The following is a 22,414-nucleotide window of genomic DNA, read 5'->3' as shown; positions in this document are numbered from 1 at the left end:
TAGAGAAAGTCATAAGGAATAAGCATCCCGCCGGCCATTGTGCCACGCCAGCGCAAAAAACCTGATCACTCAATCAGGTACACCCCCAAAGCCCCCTTGCCCAAGGCAAAGAAACCCGCACCAACCCGCCCTCGCACCACGCCTTGCGCGTAAGCACTTGATCATGCGCAATAATTTTATAAAAACATGCTTGACACAGAAGCCCGAGACTAGAATAATGCGCGCCACTCGGCTACGTAGCTCAGCTGGTTAGAGCATAGCATTCATAATGCTGGGGTCCGGGGTTCAAGTCCCTGCGTAGCCACCAAACAAAACAAGGGTTTACCGAAAGGTAAGCCCTTTTTTGTGTGCGCTCGATAATTAATCCAGTGACTACAGCGCGCCTACCGACGCTGAGCATCGCTGTACTACAAAAGATATCTCATCCCCTTCTTTGCTTCCGACAAGAACCTGCCCATCGCCAAGGGATGCAACCTTCTGCCCCACCTATATCTGGCACTGCGTCTTCTCGAACATTTTGAAGTTGTATAAGAACCACGTGGTTCTGCTCCCAACGAAATGCTCATAAGTCGTGTTTTTGCCTAGAGACCAGTCGTAGGCAAAGCTCAAGCACGTAATCAGATTCACCACCTGAACGAAAGCAGTGACCCCCTTGAAACGAACGCCCTGGTCGCCGCCTTAGACTGATAGGAGTGACAGCGAACAACTAGCCCCTCAATATCTGAAAGAGCCTCAATCACCAAACCTTCAGATTTATAAAGTTTACTAAACAATCTAGTTCTATAACTTAGCTACGCCGATCCGAGGCACTCCCATACACTTTACTTCGCTCCCGCTTACCTACGGCGATCACGCTAACAATCAGACGACTATCTATCACCTCATATACCAATCGGTAACCGATTGAACGCAACTTGATCTTGTAGCAATTGGGCATATCCCGAAGCTTGTCAGCCTCGACACGGGGGTTATGAAGACGCTCTTTTAGCTTTTTAGCAAACTGTAGTTGGATTGTTTTACCTAGTTTGCCCCACTCTTTCTTTGCCTGCGTGTTGAATTCCAGGGAGTAATCAGTTCGCTCCGCCGGCTTCTGCGATGAGGTCATCAATATCTACTCGGACAGTAGGCTCCCCACGCCGCGCACGGACGACTTCAGCCAGTCGAAGATCATCAATCAGTTCCAGCATTGCTTCGTAACGTGCTGGAGGCACTGCATAGAAGGCTGGCTCGTTTCGATTGAGGATCACAACGGTTTCGCCCGCACCCTCACGGATGGTTCCCATAGGATCTTTTTTAAGGTCTGTCACCGACGCCGCAACGTCAGCCAGTACCGCGTATGTCATCGCCATATCCACCTGTTCTTCGCTATCTGCGTTATCTATCTGTGCCTGAGCTATCTTCAGCGGCCATGCCTCAAGCCTCACTGGGCTAATCTCGGCTTTCTTCTCTTTTGGGCCTAGCTATCGTATTTAGGACTTTTCTTCATGAGGTTATTTGTGCGAACACGGGGTAAAGCCATCACAGAATAGCACCATAAAAAGCACTATTAAAAGCATCTTTTTCAGCTCTATTCAGACTGACACATCAAAAAATGGTTCATCCATGAGCGTAAGCCATGGTGTCCCATTCCGAGCCTCAGATTAAGCTTAGTGGTAAATAGTGACTTAGAAGCAGGCTCAAAGGCCCGTACCTAGGGTACGTGAGCAGCACTCTAGGTAATTGGCGCACTTTCATAATGCTGGGGTCCGGGGTTCAAGTCCCTGCGTAGCCACCAAACAAAACAAGGGTTTACCGAAAGGTAAGCCCTTTTTTGTGTGTGCTCGAGAATTAATCCAGTGACTGCAGCCCCCCCCATCCCTGAACAAGCATCAACTCACCTCCGCACGCCGCGCCCTTACCGACACCACTGCTGCTCACACGGCACGCCATCGTGATTGCCATCCATTTTTGTGCCGGGGCAGTTTTTCAGGAAGTAGGTTGCTTCTTCGCATGAGCGCATCTGCGAGCAGTGCGTTCGTCCATCACAGCTGTAGGCGGATGCGTTTGAGGTTGTCGATGTGGGCAGTAGAGATGTCGAGGAGCGTGCGTTGGTTATTACAGGATTGCTCAGCACGCTGCCGTCAGAGCCGATGTTGCTGATGACCGGGCTATCCGATGGTTTCAGGTAGTAGTGCCAAACAGCGAAGCCAATAATCAGCGCAATGATTAGATTTTTCATTCCCTAGACTCAAGTATCCAATTTTTTGCCGCACTCTAACGCTGGACTATTGTTCCGGCAATCAAATAACCAGCAAGCCACGGCCTGTATCCGCAGGCTCGATTCAGCAAATCACCCCAAGTTAACCTGCCCAGATGCAAAACGGCCCGCCTTGTGGCGAGCCATTTATCGATCCTTCAGCAACCCACTTAACAGCCGGGCGATTAGTTACCGCGGTAGGTCGAGAAGCCGTAAGGGCTGAGCAAGAGTGGGATGTGGTAATGCGGGACGGTGCCATCCACTTCAAAGATCACCGGCACTTCCGGGAAGAAGCTTTTGCTGTTGTGTGCAGAGAACCATTCGCCGGTCTTGAAGGTGACGCGGTACGTGCCTTTCTCCAGTGCTTTGTCTTGTGGGTAAAACTCGGTGATGCGGCCTTGCTCATTGGTTTTGGCGCTGTTGAGCAAGTCCCACTGCTTGCCATCCTTCTTCTCCAGCGTGACGTTAACATCAGGCGATGGCAAGCCATCTTGCAGGTTGAGCACGTGAACGCTCAACGGATTACTGGCAGCCAGAGCGACGGACGACAAGCCACTGAAGATAATGCCGGCGGCGAGGGTTTTAAGCATTTTCATGGTGTAACTCCTGATTAGTTAGCGGAAGGTAAAACCTTGGCGATGGCCTTGAGCGCGCAACCTTCGTCGATCTCGGCGCCGCCTGCTCCGGCAACGCCAATGGCGCCGATTACCTGATCGCCTACGCGCAGCGGCACACCACCGCCGAGTAACAACAGTTCGTCGAGGGTGTTGAGGTTTTCAGCTTCTGGATTGCTCCGGGCGCGCTCAGACAGAACCCGGCTTGAGGTCTTGGTCGAGAGCGAGGTGAAGGCCTTGCGCTGAGCGGCGATGGTGTTGTGCGGGCCAACATTGTCATCCCGCTGCAAGGCGACCAGATTACCGCCGCGATCCACCACAGCGGCGACAGCGGTACGGTTATCGGCGTGGCAGGCAGCCATTGTTGCGTTGAGCAAATCATTGGCCAGCGCCAGCGTAACGTCCTGGCGCTCGGCTACTTGGGCAGTGCCGGCAAATACACTGGCGCTGCCAATGGCAAGGCCAAGCAGGCTGAGTTGGGCGGCGCGAAGTAACATGATGAACCTCCTGAAATAAGCGATAGCGAGCGATTTCAGGCAAGTCTGCACAAGCGCCAGCAACAAACCGATTGCGCGTGCATTACCAATTTGTAATGAGCCTACGGCGCAATTTGGCATAGCCTATGGGCACGCTCTGGAGGAAACATGCGCATCCTGATTGTCGAGGACGAAGTAAAAACGGCGGACTACCTGCACAAGGGGCTGACCGAATCCGGCTATACCGTGGAAGTTGCACGCAATGGTCTGGACGGTCAGCACCTGATCAGCGAGTGCGTATTCGATCTGATCATTCTCGACGTCATGCTGCCCGGCGTGGATGGCTGGCAACTGCTACAGATTCTTCGCCGCAAACAGCAAACACCTGTGCTGTTCCTCACCGCACGCGACTCGGTAGAAGACCGGGTCAAAGGCCTTGAGTTGGGGGCTGATGATTATCTGGTTAAGCCGTTCTCATATGCCGAATTACTCGCCCGGGTGCGCACACTGCTCAGGCGCGGCCCGCCCCGCGAGGTGGAAGAGTTTATGGTCGCAGACCTGCATCTCGACTTGCTGCGCCGCAAGGTCACCCGCCAGGGCGAGCGTATAACCCTGACCAATAAGGAGTTCGCGCTGCTGCACTTACTGCTCAGCCGCGAAGGTGAAGTTCTGTCGCGCGCACAGATTGCCTCGCAGGTTTGGCAGATGAATTTTGACAGCGACACCAATGTGGTGGATGTCGCTATTCGCCGTCTGCGCGCCAAGATTGACGACCCCTACCCGCTCAAACTGATTCACACGGTTCGCGGCATGGGCTACTTGCTTGAGGTGCAAACATGCAATTGATGCCGCGCTCGTTGAGCCTGCGCATGGCGCTGATGTTTGCGCTGGTGAGCGCACTGTTATTGGGCGCGTTCGGCTTTTATCTGTATCAATCGCTGCAGCGTGAAATCGCCTGGCGTGATGATCAGGCGTTGCTCGGCAGGCTGGAGCGTATGCAGGCGCTGATTGACGACAGCCAAAGCATCGAGTCATTGCGGGCGCGCCCGCAGCTATACGAAAACATGCTCGGCAATCGCGACAACATGCTCTGGATTATTGATGAGCAAGGCCGTTTGCAGATTGAAATAAACCCGGCTGGCGTCAAGCTACCCGCGCTGCACGCAGCGGCTCAGGCACAACTGCGCGACAGCCCGCTTAATTCCCATGTTCGCCTCGCCTGGCTGGACGCCGAACGCGACGGGCGCAAGCTGACGCTGGTAGCCGGCAAGCTGTTGAACGAGCGCGAGCAAATGCTCGACGCCTACAAAATGAAGCTCTGGCTGTCGCTCGGCGTCGGCTCGTTATTGGCCTTTCTGCTTGGCTGGCTGGTGAGCCAACGCGGCCTGCGTCCGGTGCGTGAACTGGCGGCCAGTGCCTCGGCGATAGACGTGCAACATCTGCATTTGCGCCTCAACGATTACCGTGACGTCAGCGAACTTGAAGCGCTCAGCGGCGCACTCAACAACATGCTCGGCCGTCTTGAAGATGGCTTCGCCCAGCTTTCGCGCTTCTCTGAAGACCTCGCCCACGAAATGCGCACACCGCTGAGTAACCTGATGGGCCAAACCCAGCAAACCCTCAGACACAGCCGCTCAGTCGAGGCCTATCAAGACTTACTGGTGTCCAATCAGGAAGAGTACGAGCGGCTGTCGAGAATGATCGACAGCATGCTGTTTCTGGCGCGGACAGAACAGGTCAACGCGGCCATTACGCGTGAGCCAATCGAGCTGTTCGAGCAAGCCGAATTACTTTGCGATTACTTCGAAGGCATGGCCGAAGAACGCGGCATGCGCTTGCTGAATAACGCGCAAGGCGCACTGTTCGCAGACACCGATCTTCTGCGCCGTGCGCTGGCAAATTTGCTGGCAAACGCATTGCGTTACGCACCTGCCGGCAGTGATGTAACCCTGAGCAGCGAGATCACGGCCGAACAGGTGCAGGTTTCTGTACACAACGCCGGCCCCGCCATAGCGTCCGAGCATATAAGCCATTTGTTCGAGCGCTTTTATCGCTGCGATCCATCGCGTAACGAGCCGGGCGACTCGGGCGGTTTGGGCCTGGCCATCGTCCGCTCAATCATGCAACTGCACGGCGGCAGCGTCGTCGTCACGAGTGATGATTCGGGCACCCGCTTCAGCCTGATATTTCCCGCGTCGATTAACGGAATGCCAAGTCACGCAGGAACAAGGTAATTGGCGGGAACATGATCAGCAGCACCGACATCAGCAGCAAAATGGCAAAGAACGGCAAGCTACCGCGTATCACCTCGAAATAAGACCGACGGAACACGGCAATTGCGGTGAAGATATCGCAGCCGAATGGCGGTGTTGCCGATCCGATAGCGGCCTGCAACGTGATGATGGTGCCCACTAGCACCGGGTCCAAACCAGACACACGCACAGCCGGCGCAAAAATAGGCACCAGAATCAGCATGACCACGATGGGGTCGACAAACATGCAGCCGATGAAGAATGCGATGGAAATGATGATCAGCAGTTCGGTCGGCGAAGCGCTCATGATGCCGATGCCACTCAGAATCTGCTGAGGGATCTGCGCGAACGAGATCACCCAGGAAAATGCCGAACCTGCCGCCACCAGGATAAATACCACGGCGGTAATCAAACCGGTCGACAGCGCAATAGAGGAAAGCTCACTGAGTTTCACCCGGCGAAAAATCACAACCTCCAGAATCAGCGCGTACAACACCGACACCGCCGCCGCTTCAGTCGGGCTGAATACACCTGTGTAAATCCCGCCAATGGTCAGAACCGGCAGCAGCAGCGGCAAGATGGCGCGGCGACAAGTGACCAGGCGCTGCGTCCAACTGAACTTCTCCCCCGATGGAATCCCGGTAATGCGCGCAAAGATGTAGCAATAGCCGCACAGCAAAAACATCAGCAGCAAACCGGGGCCAATACCGGCGATAAACAACTCGGCAACCGAGGTGCCCGACACCACACCATAAATAATCATGCCGATGCTCGGCGGAATCAGCAGCGCGATGTCCGATGCGTTGATGATCAGCGCCATGGCAAAACTGTCTTTATAACCCTGCTGCAACATCTTTGGCCGCATGATGCTGCCAACCCCAACCACGGTGGCTTGGGTGGAGCCCGACAGCGCGCCAAACAGGGCGCAACTCAATGCAGTTGTGACAGCCATGCCGCCACGCACATGCCCGACAAACGCCATGGCCACATCCAGCAAACGATTGGCTGTGGCGCCACGCGTAATAATGTCTGCCGCCAGAATGAACATCGGCACGGCGACCAAAGCAGCGGGACGAATGCCGGCAATCATCTGCTGGATGATGAACTCCGGGCCCATGGTAAAAAACATCGTGAAGCCGGCAGCCGATGCTGCGAGCAAAGTTGTCATCATGGGAAAGCCCGACAACAGCAGAACCAGCATGATGATCAATAGCGTGGTAGTCATGTCCATGGGTGCGCGCTCAGGGTTGTACGGGAATGGTGGCGTCATCAAGACGCTCAGGTGCTGCGCGCAAACCAAGTAGCACTTGCAGCTGGATGAAGGCGTGGCGAATAAACTGCAGCCCGGTCATGCCCAGACCCAGCGGAATCACCAGATAGATATAGTGCAGCGGCACCTGCAGAGCGGAGGACGAGCGACCGACCTTGGCAGCGGACTCCACATAGCCAACGGCAGCCCAGGCGAGCCAGAGCATCAGGGCAGCAGTTACGCCATTGATTACCAGCATTGCCAGCGCCGCAGCCCTGCCCTTTAGCTGCTCAGTGAGCGCGCTCATGCAAATGTGCCGGCCATGCCTGGCGGCATAGCTGCAGCCAACAAAGGTGACAAAGATGATGAGGAATTGGTTGAGCTCTTCAGAAAAGTAGATGCTCTGATTAAACAGGTAGCGTCCGAAAACATTACCAACTGAATTCAGCGCCATGAGCAGAATACCGCTAGCGAGGATGAAAGCCTCGAGCTTCTCCAGCACCCAATCCAACTTTCGCAGCCAAGACATAGCTACCTCCGGTCCACCTTCGTATGGGCGGACACTGTTCTTGTAGTGGAGGCTAGACCTTATCGCCGGCAAAAAATCATGTCAATTATTAATTTGAATCATTACATATGCACGCAAAACAGGCATATGTAATGATTTTGCCCCACTTTAGAACACAAAGTGCATGGGTGGCGGCATTTCCGCCATCAGCCCACTCAGCGTCGCTAAGCCTGCCTGCACCCTTGAGCGGCTTTGCTCCGCGCCCAAGCTGACTCGCACGTTTTGATTACCCCGGTCTGCGGTGGCCAGAAAGGGCTCCGCGGGGAAAATCATTACGCCTTCCTGACGCGCACGGCGGGCAAATTTTTCCGGCGTCCAATGCTCAGGCAGCTCGGCCCAGAGGTGCATGCCATTGGGATGGGCCTTAAATCTGCAGCCGCTCAATTGCTCCCGCGCCATTAGCTGGCGAGCCGCCAGTTCCTGCTGCTGGAAGCTGATCATGCGGTCCAGCGTGCCGTCCTGCATCCACCAACTGGCGATCTCGAACGGCATCAGCGTGGCCATCCAGGTGGTACTGCGCAGCCGGCCAATAGCTTGCTGCACAAGGTGCGGCGGAGTCACCAGATAGCCTGCCCGCATGCCCGGCAGCGTGATCTTGCTCAGGCTGGTGGCGTAGAAACTGCGCTCAGGAATCAAGGCCGATAACGGCGGTAGCCGGTTTGGTTGCAACGCACCGTAAACATCGTCTTCCACCACAGTCAGATCGTACTTACGCGCCACATCGGCAATGGCCTGACGCCGCTCAAGACTCATGGTGTCTGAGTTCGGATTGTTCATGGTCGGCGTGCAGAACAGCACGCGCGCGCCGCCCTGCTTGCAGGCCGCCTCAACGGCTTCCGGCAACAAGCCCTGATCATCCGTGGCCAGGCCTTTGAGATTGAAATGCAGGGTATGCGCCAGGGCCATCAGCAACATGCAGGTTTCACGCTCACACAGCACAGTATCGCCGGGCTTGAGCACGGTTGCCATGGCGATGGTCAGCGCATGGGCGGCGCCATTGCAGAACAGCATGTTGTCCGGGTCGGCGGGCATTTTCTGCTGTTGCCCCATCCAGTTGCAGACCACTTCACGGTGCTGGGTCAGGCCTTGCGTGGGATGAAATGAGGTAATGAAATCATCACGCCCTTCACGGGCCAATCGCTCAAGGCTTTCGCGGTAGAGCTTGACGTGACGCTGGGTACACACCGGGTGCGCGGTAGACAAATCGATACCGCGACTGGGGTCTTCATGCTCATCCGTGGAGAGGTAATCCGACTCGTGACTGACATGCCGGCTGCGCACAAAAGTACCGCTGCCGACCTGCCCGTAAATGGCGCCCTGCTTCTCTGCGTGGGCATAGGCATTGCTCACGGTTTGCACACTGACACCGAGGGTTTCCGCTAGCTCGCGATGGGTCGGCAGTTTGCTTCCCGGCAGCAGCGCACCCGTATTGATGGCTTCAGTGAGCGCATTTCCGATTGCCAGGTATTTGGGCTGCCCTGTGCGCATGAACGGCTTAAGGTCAATTGTCATAGAACAATAAATCCCTTGACGATGATTGTAATGAACATAATATGAAGCCCGAAACGTATTGACCTGTATTTGTCACGATCACTTTAGCAGGTTTCAGTACAATTTCTCCACCAGCCACAAATCGGCTACTCGACGATTTGCCAAGGACCGGAGGATTCGTATTCAGCCGCTCAGGGCTTTTTACGAATCGCAGCAGTGGCGTCCGCCGGGCATCACCAGCGGGCACAACGAGACCTGAACGCGAAAGCGTTCGTTATTGAGATGCTGTCATGAGTGAAGTCGTTTTGAATTTCAGCCGTGCAGAATACGCCCAGCGCCTGAGCAAGGTGCGCGCTGCGATGGCAACCCGCGGAATCACCACTCTTATCGTTCACGACCCCTCTAACATGGCCTGGCTCACCGGCTATGACGGCTGGTCGTTCTATACCCCGCAGTGCGTCGTGGTCGGCCAGGACGGAAATCCGCTGTGGTTCGGTCGCGGGATTGATGCCAACGGCGCGCGCCGCACGGTGTATATGCCCCAAGAGGACATAACCTCTTACAGCGACAAATATGTGATGAACCCGCCGCATCACGCGCTCGACTATCTGTGCACGGAAATCCTGCCATCGCGCGGCTGGACCACCGGCAACATCGGCGTCGAGATGGACAACTATTACTACAGCGCGGCCTCTCACCAAGCGATGCAACGCGGCTTGCCGCAAGCACAACTGGTTGACACGACAGGCCTGGTGAACTGGTGCAGGGCGATAAAGTCCGACCAGGAAATCGAGTACATGCAAGTCGCCGCGCGCATTGTCGAGAACATGCACCGCGCCATTATCGAGATGATAGAACCCGGCTTGCCGAAGAATATTCTGGTGGGCGAAATCTACCGGGTGGCCTGTGTCGGGCATGACGGTAAATTTGGTGACTATCCGGCAATCGTACCGATGCTGCCCTCTGGCAAAGACGCTTCGGCACCGCATCTGACATGGGACGACCGCCCGTTCAAAAAGGGCGAAGGCACCTTCTTCGAAATCGCCGGCTGCCACAAACGCTACCACTGCCCGCTATCGCGCACGGTTTATCTCGGTGAGCCTTCAGCCGCGTTTCTCAAAGCCGAAGAGGCCATTAATGCCGGGCTTGAGGCCGGACTTGCAGTCGCCAAACCGGGCAATACCTGCGGCGATATCGCCCGCGAACTCAACAGCACACTGCGCCGCTATGGCTACGACCGTGGCGATAACCGCTGCGGCTATCCAATCGGGCTGAGTTATCCGCCGGACTGGGGCGAGCGCACCATGAGCTTGCGTGAAAGCGACACCACGGTGTTGCAGCCCGGCATGACGTTCCACTTTATGCCGGGTCTTTGGCTCGACGACTGGGGCCTGGAAACGACTGAAAGCATTGTGATAACCGAAACCGGCGCAGACACGCTTTGTGATTATTCGCGCCAACTGTTTGTGAAGGCCTGAGATGAGTACGGCAGTGATGAATATAACCCCCGAAGCAGAACTGCAGGCCGTCAGCCATTCAGGCTTGGTTGAGGCCCCGGCAACGACCATGAGCGTGACCGTTGATTTCGAACGCGACGGTGTTCAGCACGGTTTCATGAAGCTGCCCTACTCCCACGACCTGTCGGCGTGGGGCTGCATCATGATCCCGATCAGTGTTATCAAAAACGGTGAAGGCCCAACCGCGCTGCTGACTGGCGGTAACCATGGCGACGAATATGAGGGCATCACCTCGCTGCTCAAACTCGCCAGTGAACTGCGCGCCGAAGATGTTCAGGGCCGGGTCATTATTGTGCCGGCCATGAATTATCCGGCGGTGCAGAACGGCAGTCGCACCTCGCCAATCGACAAAGGCAACATGAACCGTTCATTCCCCGGTCACCCTTACGGCAGCATGACCGAGCGTATTGCCGATTACTTTCAGCGTCACCTGATCCCGCTGTGCGACTTCGCGCTGGACATCCACTCGGGCGGCAAGACCCTCGACATATTGCCCTTTGCAGCAGCGCACCGCCTGCAAGACCCGCGACAAGAAGCCAAGTGCATTGAAGGTGCTAAGGTTTTCGGTACGGCCGCGAGCATGATCCTTTTCGAGCTTGATGCCGCCTCGTTGTACGACACCGCAGTGGAAGCCCAAGGCAAGGTCTTTGTCACGACCGAGCTTGGCGGTGGCGGCACCAGCACCCCGCAAACCATGCTGTTGGCAGACCGTGGTGTGCGCAACTTTCTCAAGTTCGCCGGCATAACCAAAGGCGAACTTGAGCCTGCGGATGAACCCGCACTGCAACTCGATATGCCCGATGCCACGTGCTACGTACAGAGCGTGCATCACGGCATTCTCGAACTCGCATTGAGTGTCGGCGACCGGGTGCAAAAAGGTGATCTGGTGGCACGCGTGCACACCTTTGAGCGCACCGGTACTCCGGCGGTCGAGTACCGCGCCGAGCGTGATGGCTTGCTCGTTGCAAGACGCTTCCCGGCCTTAGTAGACATAGGCGACACCCTGGCGGTGATTGCCGACATAGTGGAAAACTGACTTACCCCTGCACTTAAAAAAATAAATGGAGACTGCACCATGAAAAAGTTCAGCACACTGAAAAAGGCAGCACTGGCGGCGGCGATGGGAGTACTCCTGGCGGGACAAGCCAGCCTGGCAGCAGCAGAGGAGTGGAAGTTCGCGCTCGAAGAAATCAGCGGCAGCGTGCAAGACGCTTACGCCCAGAAGTTCAAACAACTGGTAGAAGAGAAAAGCGACGGCAAGATCAAGGTCACGGTTTATCCGTATGGCGCCTTGGGCGAGTCCGAAGACCTGACCGAACTGGTCGCCAATGGCGTCATCCAGTTCACCCATGGTTCCACCGGTATTCTGGGCTCGACCGCACCGTCGATGCAGGTGTTCTCGGTGCCTTATCTGTTGTCGCAAGACAACAAGGTCAACCTCAAGGTGCTCACTGAAAGCCCGACGATTTACGGGCCGATGGCAGACAAACTGAAGACCCGCAATCTGCGTCTTTTGAGCATGTATCCGGAAGGCGAAATGGTCTGGACCACCAACAAGGAAGTGCATAAGCCCGCAGATTTCGACAATGTCAAAATGCGCGTAATGGCATCGCCAATGCTGGTTGAAACCTACAAGTCGTTCGGCGCCGTGCCCACGCCTCTGCCCTACTCCGAGGTGTATGGCGCTCTGCAGTTGAAGATGATTGATGGTCAGGAAAACCCGATCTTCGCGATCGAAGAAATGAAGTTCTACGAGGTCAATGATGTACTGACCTGGTCCGGTCATCAGCAATTCACCGTCGCTGTGCTATCGAGCGAATCCTGGTATCAGGGGCTGCCGGCAGATGAGAAGAAAATCATCGACGAGACTGTTGCTGAACTCGGCCCATATATCTTCGATACTCAGGCTGAATACAACAAAACCCGTCTTGAAAAAATCAAGCAGGCCAAGCCCGGCATCAAGATTGTTCATCTGACCGAAGAAGAACAGGCCGCCTTCCGCAAGGCCAGCCTGCCACTGCGTGACAAGCTTGTAGAGCTGGCGGGCGATGAAGCCGGCACCACCCTCAAAGCACTCGAAAAAGAAATCGCCGATCTGGAAAAGCAGTAAGGCATGACACACAGCCGGCGGGTTGACTCGCCGGCTTTGTCACATCAGGTGCGCAGGTTTTCTGCGCCGGAGCAGATCCATGCGTCTAGACAGTTATGACCTGAAGATTCTGCAGATCCTTCAGCACAACGGCCGCATCACCAAATCAAGCCTGGCCGAGGCCATCAACCTGTCCATCAGCCCTTGCTGGGAAAGGGTCAAACGCCTGGAAGAGGCCGGCATCATTCGCGGCTACGGCGCCTTACTCAACCCCGAGATCATCACCAAGCGTGCGGCCGTCATGGTCGAGATCAGCTTGAAGCAGCACAACCGCGAAGCCTTCCAGCGCTTCGAACACGCCATGCACGAGTGCCCGCAAGTGACCGAGTGCTACGCCACCGGCGGCGGCATTGATTACATCGTCAAGGTAATGGCCGCTGATATCGACCAGTACCAACGCCTGATAGACCGCTGGTTAATGGCCGATCTGGGGATTGAACGCTACTTCACCTACATCGTGACCAAGACCATCAAACATTGCGATCCGCCGCTCGAACTGGAAGAAAAACCGGCCTGAAACGGTGTTCCGCAAGGCGCTAATTGCGCCACCAAAAAAACACCATGTGCAGGCCATTCAAAGCAAAAAAAACACAGGCCCAACCCCGCTCAAGAGAAAAAATCCATCGCCAATCCCCCCTAAAGTGGAAGCCGTAAACACGCACCACGCCCTGCACCGACACGCTGTGTGGCAGGCCAGTAGAGAGGATGCTTTGCATGCACAACTTCGAAGATCCACGGCTGATTCGTCAGCTCGCCTATATCAATGGCAAATGGACCGCAGGCACGTCCGGTCGCGATGAGGCCGTACTCAATCCGGCTACTGATGAAGTCATCGGCCGCTGCACCCAACTCGATGAAACACAAATTGTTCAGGCCATTGATGCTGCACACGCCGCCTTCCCTGCGTGGCGTGCGCTGTCGCTGGATGCGCGTGGCGAGATACTCGGCAAGTGGCACGACCTGCTGCTGGAAAACAAACAAGACCTGGCCCGGCTGATGACGCTGGAGCAAGGCAAGCCATTGTTTGAAGCGCTGGGCGAAATCGACTACGCCGCCTCGTTTATCCGCTGGTTTGCTGAAGAGGCGCGCCGCGCATACGGCGAAACCATCCCGAGCCACATCAACAACGCGCAACTGGGCACCGTGCGCGAGCCGATTGGCGTGGCCGCCTTGATTACCCCGTGGAACTTCCCCTGCGCGATGATCACCCGTAAAGCCGCTGCAGCGCTGGCGGCTGGTTGCACGGTGCTAGTCAAGCCTGCCGGTGAAACACCGTTCTCAGCACTGGCGTTAGCTGAACTGGCAGAACGTGCGGGCTTTCCGGCGGGTGTTTTCAACATTATCACCGGTGAGCCGGAAATGGTTTCGCAGGTGCTTTGCGCCAGTGACAAGGTCAAGGCATTGTCATTCACCGGCTCCACCCGCGTGGGCCGTTTGCTGCTGGAGCAATCTGCCGCCACCGTGAAGAAATGCTCAATGGAGTTGGGCGGCAATGCGCCGTTTATTGTATTGCCCGATATGGATGTCGAGCAGGCTGCGCAAGCGGCGATCGACGCCAAATTCCAGACCACTGGCCAGGATTGCCTCGCGGCTAATCGGATCTTCGTGCACCGCTCGCTGTATGAGGACTTCCTGCAGGCATTTGCCCGGCGCATGGGCGAACTCACTCTGGGCAACGGTTTGATTCGTGGCGTCAATCAAGGCCCGCTGATCAATCGCAAGGCCGTAACCAAAGCCCAGGAAATCGTTGATGACGCCGTTGCCAAAGGTGCGCGCCTGCTGGTCGGCGATCAGAGCCAGGCGCCTGGCAGCAACTACTTCGTGCCGACGCTGCTGGCCGACGTCACCGCCGGGATGCGCGTTTACCGCGAAGAGAATTTCTCACCGGTGGCCGGCGTATTGGCCTGGGACAACACCGAGCAATTAATCAGCCAGGCCAATGACACCGAGTACGGCCTTGCCGCCTACGTTTACGGCTACGACATTCGCCAAATCTGGCAACTGATGCGAGGGCTGGAGTTCGGCATGGTCAGCGTTAACTCCGTGAAGATGACCGGCCCGCCCGTGCCGTTTGGTGGCGTCAAGCAATCCGGTCTCGGCCGCGAAGGCTCCAGCCACGGCCTCGATGAATACAGCCAAATCAAATACTACTGCCTGGGCAATTTGCCCAGTGTCAGCGGATGTTAATCGCGCCCGGCTTGCTGCGCGCCAATTAAATACCTATCGACAAAGGACATCATCATGACCCTCGACACCCAGAAAATTATCGAGATCGACCGCCAGAACGTGTTCCACGCCTCGACTCACCTCAAGCAACACGCCCACGGCGAAAGCCCGGCGCGGATCATTACCGGCGCGCAAGGCATCCGCATTCAGGACTCGCTGGGCAACGAATACATCGACGGCTTTGCCGGCCTGTATTGCGTAAACATTGGCTATGGCCGCACCGAAATGGCCGAAGCCATTTACGAGCAAGCCAAGCAACTCGCGTACTACCACACCTATGTTGGCCACACGACCGAAGGCATGGCGCAGCTGTCTGAGCGCATCGTCAAGCTCGCAGGCCAGGGCATGAGCAAGGTCTATTACGGCATGTCCGGCTCGGATGCCAACGAGACCCAACTCAAGCTGGTTTGGTACTACAACAATATCCTTGGGCGTAAAGAGAAGAAGAAGGTCATCTCGCGTGACCGTGGCTATCACGGATCGAGCATTGCATCCGGTTCGATGACCGGCCTGCCGGTGTTCCACGCCCACTTCGACCTGCCGCTGGAGCGCATCAAACACACCGTTGCGCCGGTCTACTATCGTCGCGAAGATGATGCGATGAGCGAGCAGGAGTTCTCGGTTTACTGCGCGCAAAAACTCGAAGAAATGATTCTCGCTGAAGGTCCGGATACCGTTGCCGCAATGATCGGTGAACCAGTGCTGGGCACCGGCGGTATCGTGCCGCCGCCAAAAGACTACTGGACTGAAATCCGCAAGGTGCTGGATAAGTACGACATCCTGCTGATTGCCGATGAAGTGGTCTGCGGCTTCGGCCGGTTGGGCGTGGACTTCGGTTCGCAGTACTACGAAATGAAGCCGGACCTGATCACCGTCGCCAAGGGCCTGACCTCGGCGTATCAGCCGTTGTCCGGAGTGATTGTCGGCGAGCGTGTGTGGCAGGTGCTGGAGCAAGGCACCGACACCTATGGCGCCATCGGCCACGGCTACACCTACTCCGGTCACCCGATGGGCATTGCCTCGGCCATCGCCAACCTGAACATCATCGACCGCGAAAACCTCACCGGCAATGCCCGCGACACCGGCGCGTACTTGCAACAACGCATGCAGCAAACCTTCGGCGATCACCCGCTGGTGGGCGAAGCGCGCGGCATCGGCCTGCTCGCAGCACTGGAGTTTTCCAGCGACCGCAGCAAGCGTCAGCACTTCGACCCGAACCTCAAGGTCGGCGCGCAAATCTCCGCTGCCTGCCTCGAAGAAGGACTGATCGCCCGCGCCATGCCGCACGGAGACATTCTCGGTTTTGCGCCGCCACTGGTGGTAACTCGCGACGAGGTTGATGACATCGTTGCCCGCGCCGAGCGTGCGGTAAACAAGGTGACCGACAAGCTGATCACCAGCGGTGACTGGCAAGCCAAGTAAAAACCGCCAACGCACCAAGACCGGCCTCTCATCTGAGTCGCCGGTCTTTGCGTGATGAGGATAAACATGCAAGCCGAACTGACCCTCAAAGACATTTATCTGGCGCGCCAACGGATCGCCACACTGGCCGAGCGCACGCCTTTGCTGCGCAGTGAAAGCCTGTCGCGTCGCTGGGGCTGCGAGGTCTGGCTGAAGCTCGACAACCTGCAGCCCACCGGCGCGTTCAAATTGCGCGGCTCAGTCAATGCACTGTCGGGGCTTGAATCTGAGCAGCGCGAACGCGGCGTGGTAACCATGTCGACCGGCAACTTTGGCCGGGCACTGGCCTACGCCGGGCAGCATCTCGGCATTCCCGTGAAGGTGTGCATTTCTCATCTGGTGCCAGACAACAAAGTCGAAGCGCTGCGCCTTGCCGGTGCCGACGTGGTGATTCACGGCGCCACTCAGGATGATGCCGACACTCAAGCGCGGCGCCTGCAACACGAGAACGGTCTGGCCTATATCTCGCCCTTCGATGACCCGCTGGTGATTGCCGGACAAGGCACCTGCGGCCTTGAGATCATGGAGCAACAGCCCGAGATCGACACCGTGTTTGCCGGTCTCTCCGGTGGCGGATTGATTGCCGGTATTGGCTTGGCGGTAAAGACCATCAACCCACAGGCTCAGGTCATCGGCGTGAGCATGAATGAAGGGGCCGCGATGCTCGAAAGCCTCAGCGCCGGCCATCCGGTGCAGGTTGGCGAGGTCGCCTCGCTGGCTGACAGTCTGGGCGGTGGCATTGGCCTTGATAACACCTGGAGCTTCGCCATGACCCAACGCTACATGGACCGGGGCTACCGGGTTGATGAGGCGCAAATCGCCCGCGCCATGCTGCACCTGTTTAATCAGGAAAAGCTCATCGTCGAAGGCGCTGCGGCCGTGGGTATTGCTGCCGTCGAACAACATCAAATCGACCTGCGTGGACGGCGCGTGGCGCTGGTTATCAGCGGCCAAAACGTATCCCCAAAGACCTTTGCTCAAGCCTGTCGGCTGGCCGGAGAGAATGACCATGCATATTTATAATCGCCAGCAAATTGCCGATCAGGTCAAGCTGGATGCTGCTGCGCTCGAAGCGGTTGAAGCCGGGTTTGCAGCACTCGGCCGTGGTGAAGTCGAGATGCCGCCGATTCTCAGCATGAACATTGCCGAGAGCAATGGCGAGGTCGACGTGAAGACGGCGCATATCCGTGGCTGGCCGCGCTTCGCGATCAAGATCAGTCCCGGTTTCTTCGACAACCCAGCGCTTGGCCTGCCCAGCCTTAATGGCTTGATGCTGCTGTTCTCTGCCAAGACCGGTCTGGTTGATGCCGTGCTGTTCGATGAAGGCTACCTGACAGATATCCGCACCGCATTGGCAGGCGCAATTGCGGCCAAACACTTGTCGCGCAGCAATGCGCAATCGGTCGCGGTAATCGGTGCGGGACTGCAAGCCGAGTTGCAGGTTGCGGCCTTACGCCTGGTTCGCGATATCCGCGAGGTACATGTGTACAGCCGCGATCGTCACAAGGCTGAAACCTACGCGGCGCATATGCAAACATCTTACGGCCTTTCAGTAAGCGTTCACGACAGCGCTGCCAGCGCCTGTAAACAAGCCGATATTGTGGTCACCACCACACCGGCGCGCGAGCCGGTTTTGCATTGGGCTGATTTACCCGAAGGCGTCCATGTGACGGCAATGGGCTCGGACAACCCGCATAAAAACGAGTTGCAGGCGAGCATTCTGGCCAACGCCGATGTGCTGGTAGTCGATCGTCTCAGCCAGTCACGCGCATTGGGTGAACTGCACCACTCGCCCGACTTGCAGCGCGAAGTATTTGAACTCGGCAACTTGATCTGCAACCAGCAGATCGCCCGCAGCAATGATCAGCAAATTACCGTGTGCGACCTCACCGGCACCGGTGTGCAAGACACAGCCATTGCCAACTACGCAGCACGCTTGCTTGAGGGCGCCTGAAATGATCGAAACCTTTGCCGAGTTTCAGGCATTGCAGCAACACTTTGAACACCAGAGTAATCAGGACGATGGCCGCGTAAGAGTCGGCCTGGTCCAGCTTGCCAGCGACTTCACTCTGGAAAATGAGTGGCGCCAACTGCTTGGCGAGCGCGTGGAGTTGTACAGCACTCGCACGCCCTGCAGCCCAACCGTCACGCCCGGCGGCTTGCGCGCCATGAGCCAGGGCTTGAGCCACTCAACCAGCCATCTGGTGCCCGGTTTGCCACTGGATGTGATCGCCTTTGGCTGCACATCGGGGAGCATGTTGATTGGTGAACAGGAAGTCGGCGCGCTGATCAACAGCGTTCGCCCGGGCGTCCCCGTGACCAATCCGTGGAGTGCGGTCAAAGCGGCGTTACGCGCGCTTGGCGCGCGCAAAGTTGCCGTGCTCACGCCTTACATCAGCGAGGTGAACTACCCGATTTTTCAGGGGCTGCGCCAGGCCGGTTTAACCATCAGCGCCTTTGGTACCTTTGGCGTGCTTGAAGACGCGCAAATCCCGCGCATACCAGCACCCGCTATTGAGCGTGCGGCAGAGCAACTGCTGCGCAATAACCCAGCCGATGCCTTGTTTTTATCGTGCACCAACTTGCACACCCTGGAGATTCTCGAGCGACTGGAGCGGCGCCTTGGCATACCGGTTATTTCAAGCAATCAGGCCTTGTTCTGGCACGTGTTGCAACTGAGTAACTGCGTGCACCGGCCGAATGGTTTCGGCGCACTGCTCACCGATAACCCATCGGCAACGCTCGCCAGCTAACCATTGCATCGCCGCCAACAAAGCACTTACGCCTCGCAGCTAAGCAGAGACAACTCAAGCTTTGCCCGGCGTTTAAGCCACGGGCTGGGGCGGTAGCGCGGATCGAGGTAGAAGCTGTGCAGCTGCTCGAGGATCTGCAAAATTGTCTGCGCGCCAATGGCGTCGCCCCAGCTAAGCGGCCCTTGTGGATAGCCCAGCCCAAGGCGAATGGCCTGATCGATATCAATCGGCGTGGCCACGCGTTGCTGGGCCATGTCACAGGCCACATTGATCACCTGCGCCAACACCCGTTGGGAGACGAAACCGGCACTGTCGCGGATCACGCTCACCGCCATACCATCGCGGCTGAACAGCGCATGAGCGCAGTCGCGCCAGTGTGGCAAAGTCACAACCGTGGTCATCAACACACGCCGACGCGCCAGCGGCAACAGGGTGTCGAGCGCCACGGTGCGCTGCGGATCGAGCCCTTCGTTTAGCGCGCTGGAGGTCGCATCGTCGCCCAGCGGCAGCACAACTATCAGCGCATCGGCGCTGGGTTGGGCGCCATGTTCAAGGGTTGCGCCCAGCACAGTAAGCAGCTGCACCACGGCATCACGTGCATCCACCCGGGCATGGCTGACCCACACTGGCGGCATGCATTCGACCTGCGGGGCCGGTGCCTCGTCAGGGATTTGCGCGACACCGTCGACATAGCCATAGAAGCCCTGTGCGGTTTTACGCCCGAGCAGACCGGCATCGTAGAGCTGCTTGGTGATCACCGTTGGCCGATAACGCGGCTCCTGGTAATACTGCGTATAGAGCGACTCGGTGACAGGATGCGAAACATCCAGACCGGTAAGATCGAATAGTGCACACGGGCCCATGCGAAAGCCGGCGTGCTCACAGAGAATGCGGTCGAGCTCTGCGGGTTCGAGTACAGACTCACTGAGAATGCGCATGCCCTCGGTGCCGTAGCCGCGACCACCGTGATTGACGATAAAGCCAGGGGTATCTTTGGCGCGCACGGCCACGTGGCCAAAGCGTTGGCCCAGCGCCAGCAGTGTTTCGCCAACCCACGCCGCGCTTTGCAGGCCGTCGATAACCTCGACCACTTTCATCAGCGGCACCGGGTTGAAGAAGTGGAATCCGCCCACGCGTGCTGGCACCCGGCATTTGGCCGCGATGGCGGTAACGGACAGCGATGAGGTATTCGTCGCCAGCAAACAATCCTCAGCAACGACCTCTTCAAGCTCTGCAAACAGCGCACGCTTGGCCTCGAGGTTTTCAACAATGGCTTCGACCACCAACTGGCAATCACTCAGCTCAGAAACGTGACTGACGCTGCGTAGTCGCTGAGCCGCCAAATGTGCGCTGGCAGCGTCGAGCTTGCCTTTGCCGACGAGCCGATCCAGCGTGGCGATAATGCTTTGCTTGGCGGATTGCGCAACGCCTTCACGCACGTCAAACAGCAACACCTCGACGCCCGCGAGTGATGCAATTTGCGCAATGCCGGCGCCCATCACGCCAGCCCCCACCACGGCCATTTGCCGAATTTCTCGATTGGCCATGCTCATGCTCCCACATACACAGGTTTGCGCTTCTCCAGAAAGGCCTGCATGCCCTCTTTCTGGTCGGCCGAGTCGAACAGCAGTTGGAAGGACTTGCGCTCCAGCATCATCGCCGCTTCCAACGAGGCATCTTGCCCTGCCAGCAGCACCTCTTTGATTTGCATCACCGCCAGCGGCGGCATGCTGGCGATCAATTCAGCCAAGGCCAGCGCCCGCGCCTGCACTTCGTCATCCGCCACCACTTCACTGGCCAGCCCCATGCGCAGGGCGTCGGCCGCCTTCACCGGCAAACCGGTCAGCAGCATGTGCATCGCCTGAAACTTGCCGACTGCGCGCGTCAACCGCTGGGTTCCACCCGCTCCCGGCATGATCCCAACTCGCACCTCCGGCTGGCCGAAACTGGCGCCCTCGCCCGCGACAATAATGTCGGCATGCATCGCCAGCTCACAGCCGCCGCCCAAGGCGTAGCCATTCACCGCCGCCACCACAGGTTTAGGGCATTGGGCGATGGCAGCCCAGAGCCGATGCGTATTGCGCAGCAGCATTTCCACCGCGCCGCGCTCGGCCATATCGCGAATGTCGGCACCCGCAGCGAATACTTCCTCGCCCCCGGTCAGCACGATGCAACGCACATCGGCAGCGTTGCTGAGCACAGTGAAGTGCGCCGCCAGTTGTTCTCGCACGGATTGGCTCAGGGCGTTACGCGCCTCGGGCCGATTGAGTCGAATCAGGGCCACGCCTGGTGATGGGCGCTCGAGAAGTACCTCACTCATAATCGACCTCTTGGCTTGATTATTATTGTTTCGCACAGCGGAATATGGTTTTGCTTTATAGATTTAGCCTACGCAACTCGTTGCGGCTTGGCAGGTGGATTGATCATCAATAAACGCTATGAATACCGCGTATTCAGTCACGCCATATGCGCCTGCCAACTTTCGATTGAACTCTTAAATTCCGCCATGCGAAACTGAGTTTTAATTTATTGACTCACTTTCTCAGCCTGTGCCAGCATCAAAGCCAGCGCCAGAAAGCTCACCTGACGCCCAAGGAACGACAATGGATAACCGCCAGCAGATCGACAACGAACTCGATAACCAAAGCCTTGAGCAGGATCGTCAGTTCGTCACGGCATTAGCACGAGGACTGGAATTGTTGCGCTGCTTCCGCCCCGGCGAGCAGCTGCTGGGCAATCAGGAACTGGCCAAACGCAGCGGTTTACCCAAGGCCACCGTGTCGCGGCTGACCTATACCCTGTCGCGTCTGGGCTATTTGCAGCACGTCGCCAGCTTGGGCAAATACGCGCTCGACACCGGCGTACTGGCGCTTGGTTACGCCCATCTCAACGGGCTGGATATTCGCCGTCAGGCGCGCCCACTGATGCAGGAACTGGCAGAGCAATCGCAGAGCTCGGTATCGCTTGGCGCCCGTGACCGCCTCAGCATGGTTTACACCGAAAACTGCCAAGGCCAGGGGCCGCTGACGCTGAGACTGGACATTGGCTCGCGCATTCCCATGGCCAGCACTGCGATGGGCCGCGCCTACCTCGCCGCCCTGCCGGATGCAGAACGGGACTTGTTGCTCGATCAATTGCGCCAGCGCGCAGGCGAGCAATGGCCAGAGACTCGCGATCAGTTAGAGAAAGCCTTCCGTCACTATCAGGATTTTGGCTTCTGCCTTGCCTGCGGAGATTGGCAAAAAGACATCAACGCCGCCGGAGTCCCCCTGATAAAGCCAGACGGCTCCGGCGTGGTTGCGTTCAGCGTGGGCGGCCCGGCATTTGTGCTGCGCCAGCACATGCTGGAGGACGATTTAGGGCCACGCTTGGTTCATCTGGTTCGTAACGTCGAGGCCACTATAGGCCGACAATTCCAATAA

General features: G+C 57.3%; 22 protein-coding genes and 2 tRNA genes. 14 read left to right on the top strand and 10 right to left on the bottom strand.

Translation table 11 applies throughout. The annotated features are described in order from the left end of the window. Positions 1-230 precede the first annotated feature (230 nt). Positions 231-307 (top strand) — tRNA-Met (locus PMYSY11_RS03895). Between the two features lie 480 nt (positions 308-787). Here the strand turns inward: PMYSY11_RS03895 and PMYSY11_RS03890 are convergent. Further along, positions 788-1,105: a type II toxin-antitoxin system RelE family toxin gene (locus PMYSY11_RS03890; protein WP_150548365.1), complete on the bottom strand. Its 318-nt coding sequence runs from the start codon at positions 1,103-1,105 to the stop codon at positions 788-790. Continuing rightward, positions 1,071-1,343 carry a type II toxin-antitoxin system Phd/YefM family antitoxin gene (locus PMYSY11_RS03885; protein WP_172927143.1) on the bottom strand — a complete coding sequence of 91 codons (273 nt, stop codon included), beginning with the start codon at positions 1,341-1,343 and terminating at the stop codon, positions 1,071-1,073. The genes PMYSY11_RS03890 and PMYSY11_RS03885 overlap by 35 nt, the downstream gene beginning before the upstream one ends. Before the next feature lie 350 nt (positions 1,344-1,693). Between PMYSY11_RS03885 and PMYSY11_RS03880 the strand changes: the two genes are divergently transcribed. Then, a tRNA-Leu gene (locus PMYSY11_RS03880) sits at positions 1,694-1,774 on the top strand. 120 nt (positions 1,775-1,894) lie between these two features. On the opposite strand, the gene PMYSY11_RS03875 is transcribed toward PMYSY11_RS03880, so the two are convergent. The 3 genes from PMYSY11_RS03875 to PMYSY11_RS03865 form a co-directional block, all read right to left on the bottom strand. After that, positions 1,895-2,218, bottom strand: a complete 324-nt coding sequence (locus tag PMYSY11_RS03875; protein ID WP_150548364.1) for an excalibur calcium-binding domain-containing protein — start codon at positions 2,216-2,218, stop codon at positions 1,895-1,897. 203 nt (positions 2,219-2,421) lie between these two features. Next, positions 2,422-2,832 (bottom strand): hydroxyisourate hydrolase, encoded by a 411-nt coding sequence (uraH, locus tag PMYSY11_RS03870; RefSeq protein WP_150548363.1) that lies wholly within the window; start codon positions 2,830-2,832, stop codon positions 2,422-2,424. Positions 2,833-2,846: 14 nt separating this feature from the next. Then, positions 2,847-3,347 (bottom strand): GlcG/HbpS family heme-binding protein, encoded by a 501-nt coding sequence (locus PMYSY11_RS03865; protein WP_150548362.1) that lies wholly within the window; start codon positions 3,345-3,347, stop codon positions 2,847-2,849. A 147-nt stretch (positions 3,348-3,494) separates the two neighbouring features. Between PMYSY11_RS03865 and PMYSY11_RS03860 the strand changes: the two genes are divergently transcribed. Both PMYSY11_RS03860 and PMYSY11_RS03855 read left to right on the top strand, forming a co-directional pair. Next, positions 3,495-4,172: a heavy metal response regulator transcription factor gene (locus tag PMYSY11_RS03860; RefSeq protein WP_150548361.1), complete on the top strand. Its 678-nt coding sequence runs from the start codon at positions 3,495-3,497 to the stop codon at positions 4,170-4,172. Continuing rightward, positions 4,163-5,560, top strand: coding sequence for a heavy metal sensor histidine kinase (locus PMYSY11_RS03855; RefSeq protein WP_150548360.1), 1,398 nt, complete (start codon positions 4,163-4,165; stop codon positions 5,558-5,560). Before PMYSY11_RS03860 ends, PMYSY11_RS03855 begins: the two co-directional genes overlap by 10 nt. Here the strand turns inward: PMYSY11_RS03855 and PMYSY11_RS03850 are convergent. From PMYSY11_RS03850 to ehuR, 3 genes are all read right to left on the bottom strand, one after another. Further along, positions 5,526-6,803: a TRAP transporter large permease gene (locus PMYSY11_RS03850; RefSeq protein ID WP_150549647.1), complete on the bottom strand. Its 1,278-nt coding sequence runs from the start codon at positions 6,801-6,803 to the stop codon at positions 5,526-5,528. The two genes, PMYSY11_RS03855 and PMYSY11_RS03850, sit on opposite strands and share 35 nt — an antisense overlap. A gap of 16 nt (positions 6,804-6,819) precedes the next feature. Further along, positions 6,820-7,356 carry a TRAP transporter small permease gene (locus PMYSY11_RS03845; protein ID WP_150548359.1) on the bottom strand — a complete coding sequence of 179 codons (537 nt, stop codon included), beginning with the start codon at positions 7,354-7,356 and terminating at the stop codon, positions 6,820-6,822. Positions 7,357-7,503: 147 nt separating this feature from the next. Beyond that, positions 7,504-8,907, bottom strand: coding sequence for a MocR-like ectoine utilization transcription factor EhuR (ehuR, locus tag PMYSY11_RS03840; RefSeq protein ID WP_090514978.1), 1,404 nt, complete (start codon positions 8,905-8,907; stop codon positions 7,504-7,506). Between the two features lie 269 nt (positions 8,908-9,176). Here ehuR and doeA point away from each other — a divergent pair, with 269 nt between their 5' ends. The 9 genes from doeA to PMYSY11_RS03795 all read left to right on the top strand — a co-directional run bounded on the left by doeA (position 9,177) and on the right by PMYSY11_RS03795 (position 18,992). Next, positions 9,177-10,364 carry an ectoine hydrolase DoeA gene (doeA, locus tag PMYSY11_RS03835; RefSeq protein WP_150548358.1) on the top strand — a complete coding sequence of 396 codons (1,188 nt, stop codon included), beginning with the start codon at positions 9,177-9,179 and terminating at the stop codon, positions 10,362-10,364. Between the two features lie 16 nt (positions 10,365-10,380). Beyond that, a complete protein-coding gene (doeB, locus tag PMYSY11_RS03830; RefSeq protein ID WP_150548357.1) occupies positions 10,381-11,439 on the top strand; it encodes a N(2)-acetyl-L-2,4-diaminobutanoate deacetylase DoeB in 1,059 nt (352 codons plus the stop codon). 39 nt (positions 11,440-11,478) lie between these two features. Continuing rightward, complete coding sequence (locus PMYSY11_RS03825; RefSeq protein WP_069902027.1) at positions 11,479-12,513, top strand: TRAP transporter substrate-binding protein; 1,035 nt, start codon at positions 11,479-11,481, stop codon at positions 12,511-12,513. A gap of 79 nt (positions 12,514-12,592) precedes the next feature. Continuing rightward, the gene (locus tag PMYSY11_RS03820; RefSeq protein WP_069902026.1) at positions 12,593-13,069 is read left to right on the top strand and encodes an Lrp/AsnC family transcriptional regulator; all 477 of its coding nucleotides are present in this window, start codon (positions 12,593-12,595) and stop codon (positions 13,067-13,069) included. A 197-nt stretch (positions 13,070-13,266) separates the two neighbouring features. After that, on the top strand, positions 13,267-14,739 hold the full coding sequence (locus tag PMYSY11_RS03815; protein ID WP_239655533.1) for an NAD-dependent succinate-semialdehyde dehydrogenase: 1,473 nt from the start codon (positions 13,267-13,269) through the stop codon (positions 14,737-14,739). A 54-nt stretch (positions 14,740-14,793) separates the two neighbouring features. Beyond that, entirely contained in the window at positions 14,794-16,200 is a 1,407-nt protein-coding gene (locus PMYSY11_RS03810) for an aspartate aminotransferase family protein (protein WP_150548355.1), read from the top strand. 66 nt (positions 16,201-16,266) lie between these two features. Continuing rightward, a complete protein-coding gene (gene eutB / locus PMYSY11_RS03805; protein WP_150548354.1) occupies positions 16,267-17,262 on the top strand; it encodes a hydroxyectoine utilization dehydratase EutB in 996 nt (331 codons plus the stop codon). Beyond that, on the top strand, positions 17,249-18,193 hold the full coding sequence (locus PMYSY11_RS03800) for a cyclodeaminase (protein ID WP_150548353.1): 945 nt from the start codon (positions 17,249-17,251) through the stop codon (positions 18,191-18,193). The genes eutB and PMYSY11_RS03800 overlap by 14 nt, the downstream gene beginning before the upstream one ends. 1 nt (position 18,194) lies before the next feature. Beyond that, positions 18,195-18,992 carry a maleate cis-trans isomerase family protein gene (locus PMYSY11_RS03795; RefSeq protein WP_150548352.1) on the top strand — a complete coding sequence of 266 codons (798 nt, stop codon included), beginning with the start codon at positions 18,195-18,197 and terminating at the stop codon, positions 18,990-18,992. A 26-nt stretch (positions 18,993-19,018) separates the two neighbouring features. Here the strand turns inward: PMYSY11_RS03795 and PMYSY11_RS03790 are convergent, their stop codons facing one another. Then, positions 19,019-20,539 (bottom strand): 3-hydroxyacyl-CoA dehydrogenase, encoded by a 1,521-nt coding sequence (locus PMYSY11_RS03790; RefSeq protein ID WP_150548351.1) that lies wholly within the window; start codon positions 20,537-20,539, stop codon positions 19,019-19,021. A gap of 2 nt (positions 20,540-20,541) precedes the next feature. Then, positions 20,542-21,312, bottom strand: coding sequence for an enoyl-CoA hydratase (locus PMYSY11_RS03785; protein ID WP_090514994.1), 771 nt, complete (start codon positions 21,310-21,312; stop codon positions 20,542-20,544). Positions 21,313-21,595: 283 nt separating this feature from the next. Here PMYSY11_RS03785 and PMYSY11_RS03780 point away from each other — a divergent pair, with 283 nt between their 5' ends. Further along, on the top strand, positions 21,596-22,414 hold the full coding sequence (locus tag PMYSY11_RS03780) for an IclR family transcriptional regulator (RefSeq protein ID WP_069902020.1): 819 nt from the start codon (positions 21,596-21,598) through the stop codon (positions 22,412-22,414).

Source organism: Pseudomonas marincola (assembly GCF_900682675.2).
Classification (GTDB): domain Bacteria; phylum Pseudomonadota; class Gammaproteobacteria; order Pseudomonadales; family Pseudomonadaceae; genus Aquipseudomonas; species Aquipseudomonas marincola.
Note: the sequence above shows the minus strand (reverse complement) of the source record. Positions and strands in the feature narration are given on the sequence as shown.

Bases quoted from the DNA above. Each gene is read 5' to 3' on its own strand.
- PMYSY11_RS03780 (WP_069902020.1), top strand. From the start codon at position 21,596: ATGGATAACCGCCAGCAGATCGACAACGAACTCGATAACCAAAGCCTT.
- PMYSY11_RS03785 (WP_090514994.1), bottom strand. From the start codon at position 21,312: ATGAGTGAGGTACTTCTCGAGCGCCCATCACCAGGCGTGGCCCTGATT.
- PMYSY11_RS03860 (WP_150548361.1), top strand. From the start codon at position 3,495: ATGCGCATCCTGATTGTCGAGGACGAAGTAAAAACGGCGGACTACCTG.
- PMYSY11_RS03810 (WP_150548355.1), top strand. From the start codon at position 14,794: ATGACCCTCGACACCCAGAAAATTATCGAGATCGACCGCCAGAACGTG.
- PMYSY11_RS03855 (WP_150548360.1), top strand. From the start codon at position 4,163: ATGCAATTGATGCCGCGCTCGTTGAGCCTGCGCATGGCGCTGATGTTT.
- PMYSY11_RS03825 (WP_069902027.1), top strand. From the start codon at position 11,479: ATGAAAAAGTTCAGCACACTGAAAAAGGCAGCACTGGCGGCGGCGATG.
- PMYSY11_RS03790 (WP_150548351.1), bottom strand. From the start codon at position 20,539: ATGGCCAATCGAGAAATTCGGCAAATGGCCGTGGTGGGGGCTGGCGTG.
- PMYSY11_RS03845 (WP_150548359.1), bottom strand. From the start codon at position 7,356: ATGTCTTGGCTGCGAAAGTTGGATTGGGTGCTGGAGAAGCTCGAGGCT.
- PMYSY11_RS03800 (WP_150548353.1), top strand. From the start codon at position 17,249: ATGCATATTTATAATCGCCAGCAAATTGCCGATCAGGTCAAGCTGGAT.
- doeA (WP_150548358.1), top strand. From the start codon at position 9,177: ATGAGTGAAGTCGTTTTGAATTTCAGCCGTGCAGAATACGCCCAGCGC.
- uraH (WP_150548363.1), bottom strand. From the start codon at position 2,832: ATGAAAATGCTTAAAACCCTCGCCGCCGGCATTATCTTCAGTGGCTTG.
- ehuR (WP_090514978.1), bottom strand. From the start codon at position 8,907: ATGACAATTGACCTTAAGCCGTTCATGCGCACAGGGCAGCCCAAATAC.
- PMYSY11_RS03885 (WP_172927143.1), bottom strand. From the start codon at position 1,343: ATGACATACGCGGTACTGGCTGACGTTGCGGCGTCGGTGACAGACCTT.
- PMYSY11_RS03890 (WP_150548365.1), bottom strand. From the start codon at position 1,105: ATGACCTCATCGCAGAAGCCGGCGGAGCGAACTGATTACTCCCTGGAA.
- PMYSY11_RS03820 (WP_069902026.1), top strand. From the start codon at position 12,593: ATGCGTCTAGACAGTTATGACCTGAAGATTCTGCAGATCCTTCAGCAC.
- PMYSY11_RS03875 (WP_150548364.1), bottom strand. From the start codon at position 2,218: ATGAAAAATCTAATCATTGCGCTGATTATTGGCTTCGCTGTTTGGCAC.
- PMYSY11_RS03850 (WP_150549647.1), bottom strand. From the start codon at position 6,803: ATGACTACCACGCTATTGATCATCATGCTGGTTCTGCTGTTGTCGGGC.
- eutB (WP_150548354.1), top strand. From the start codon at position 16,267: ATGCAAGCCGAACTGACCCTCAAAGACATTTATCTGGCGCGCCAACGG.
- PMYSY11_RS03815 (WP_239655533.1), top strand. From the start codon at position 13,267: ATGCACAACTTCGAAGATCCACGGCTGATTCGTCAGCTCGCCTATATC.
- PMYSY11_RS03865 (WP_150548362.1), bottom strand. From the start codon at position 3,347: ATGTTACTTCGCGCCGCCCAACTCAGCCTGCTTGGCCTTGCCATTGGC.
- doeB (WP_150548357.1), top strand. From the start codon at position 10,381: ATGAATATAACCCCCGAAGCAGAACTGCAGGCCGTCAGCCATTCAGGC.
- PMYSY11_RS03795 (WP_150548352.1), top strand. From the start codon at position 18,195: ATGATCGAAACCTTTGCCGAGTTTCAGGCATTGCAGCAACACTTTGAA.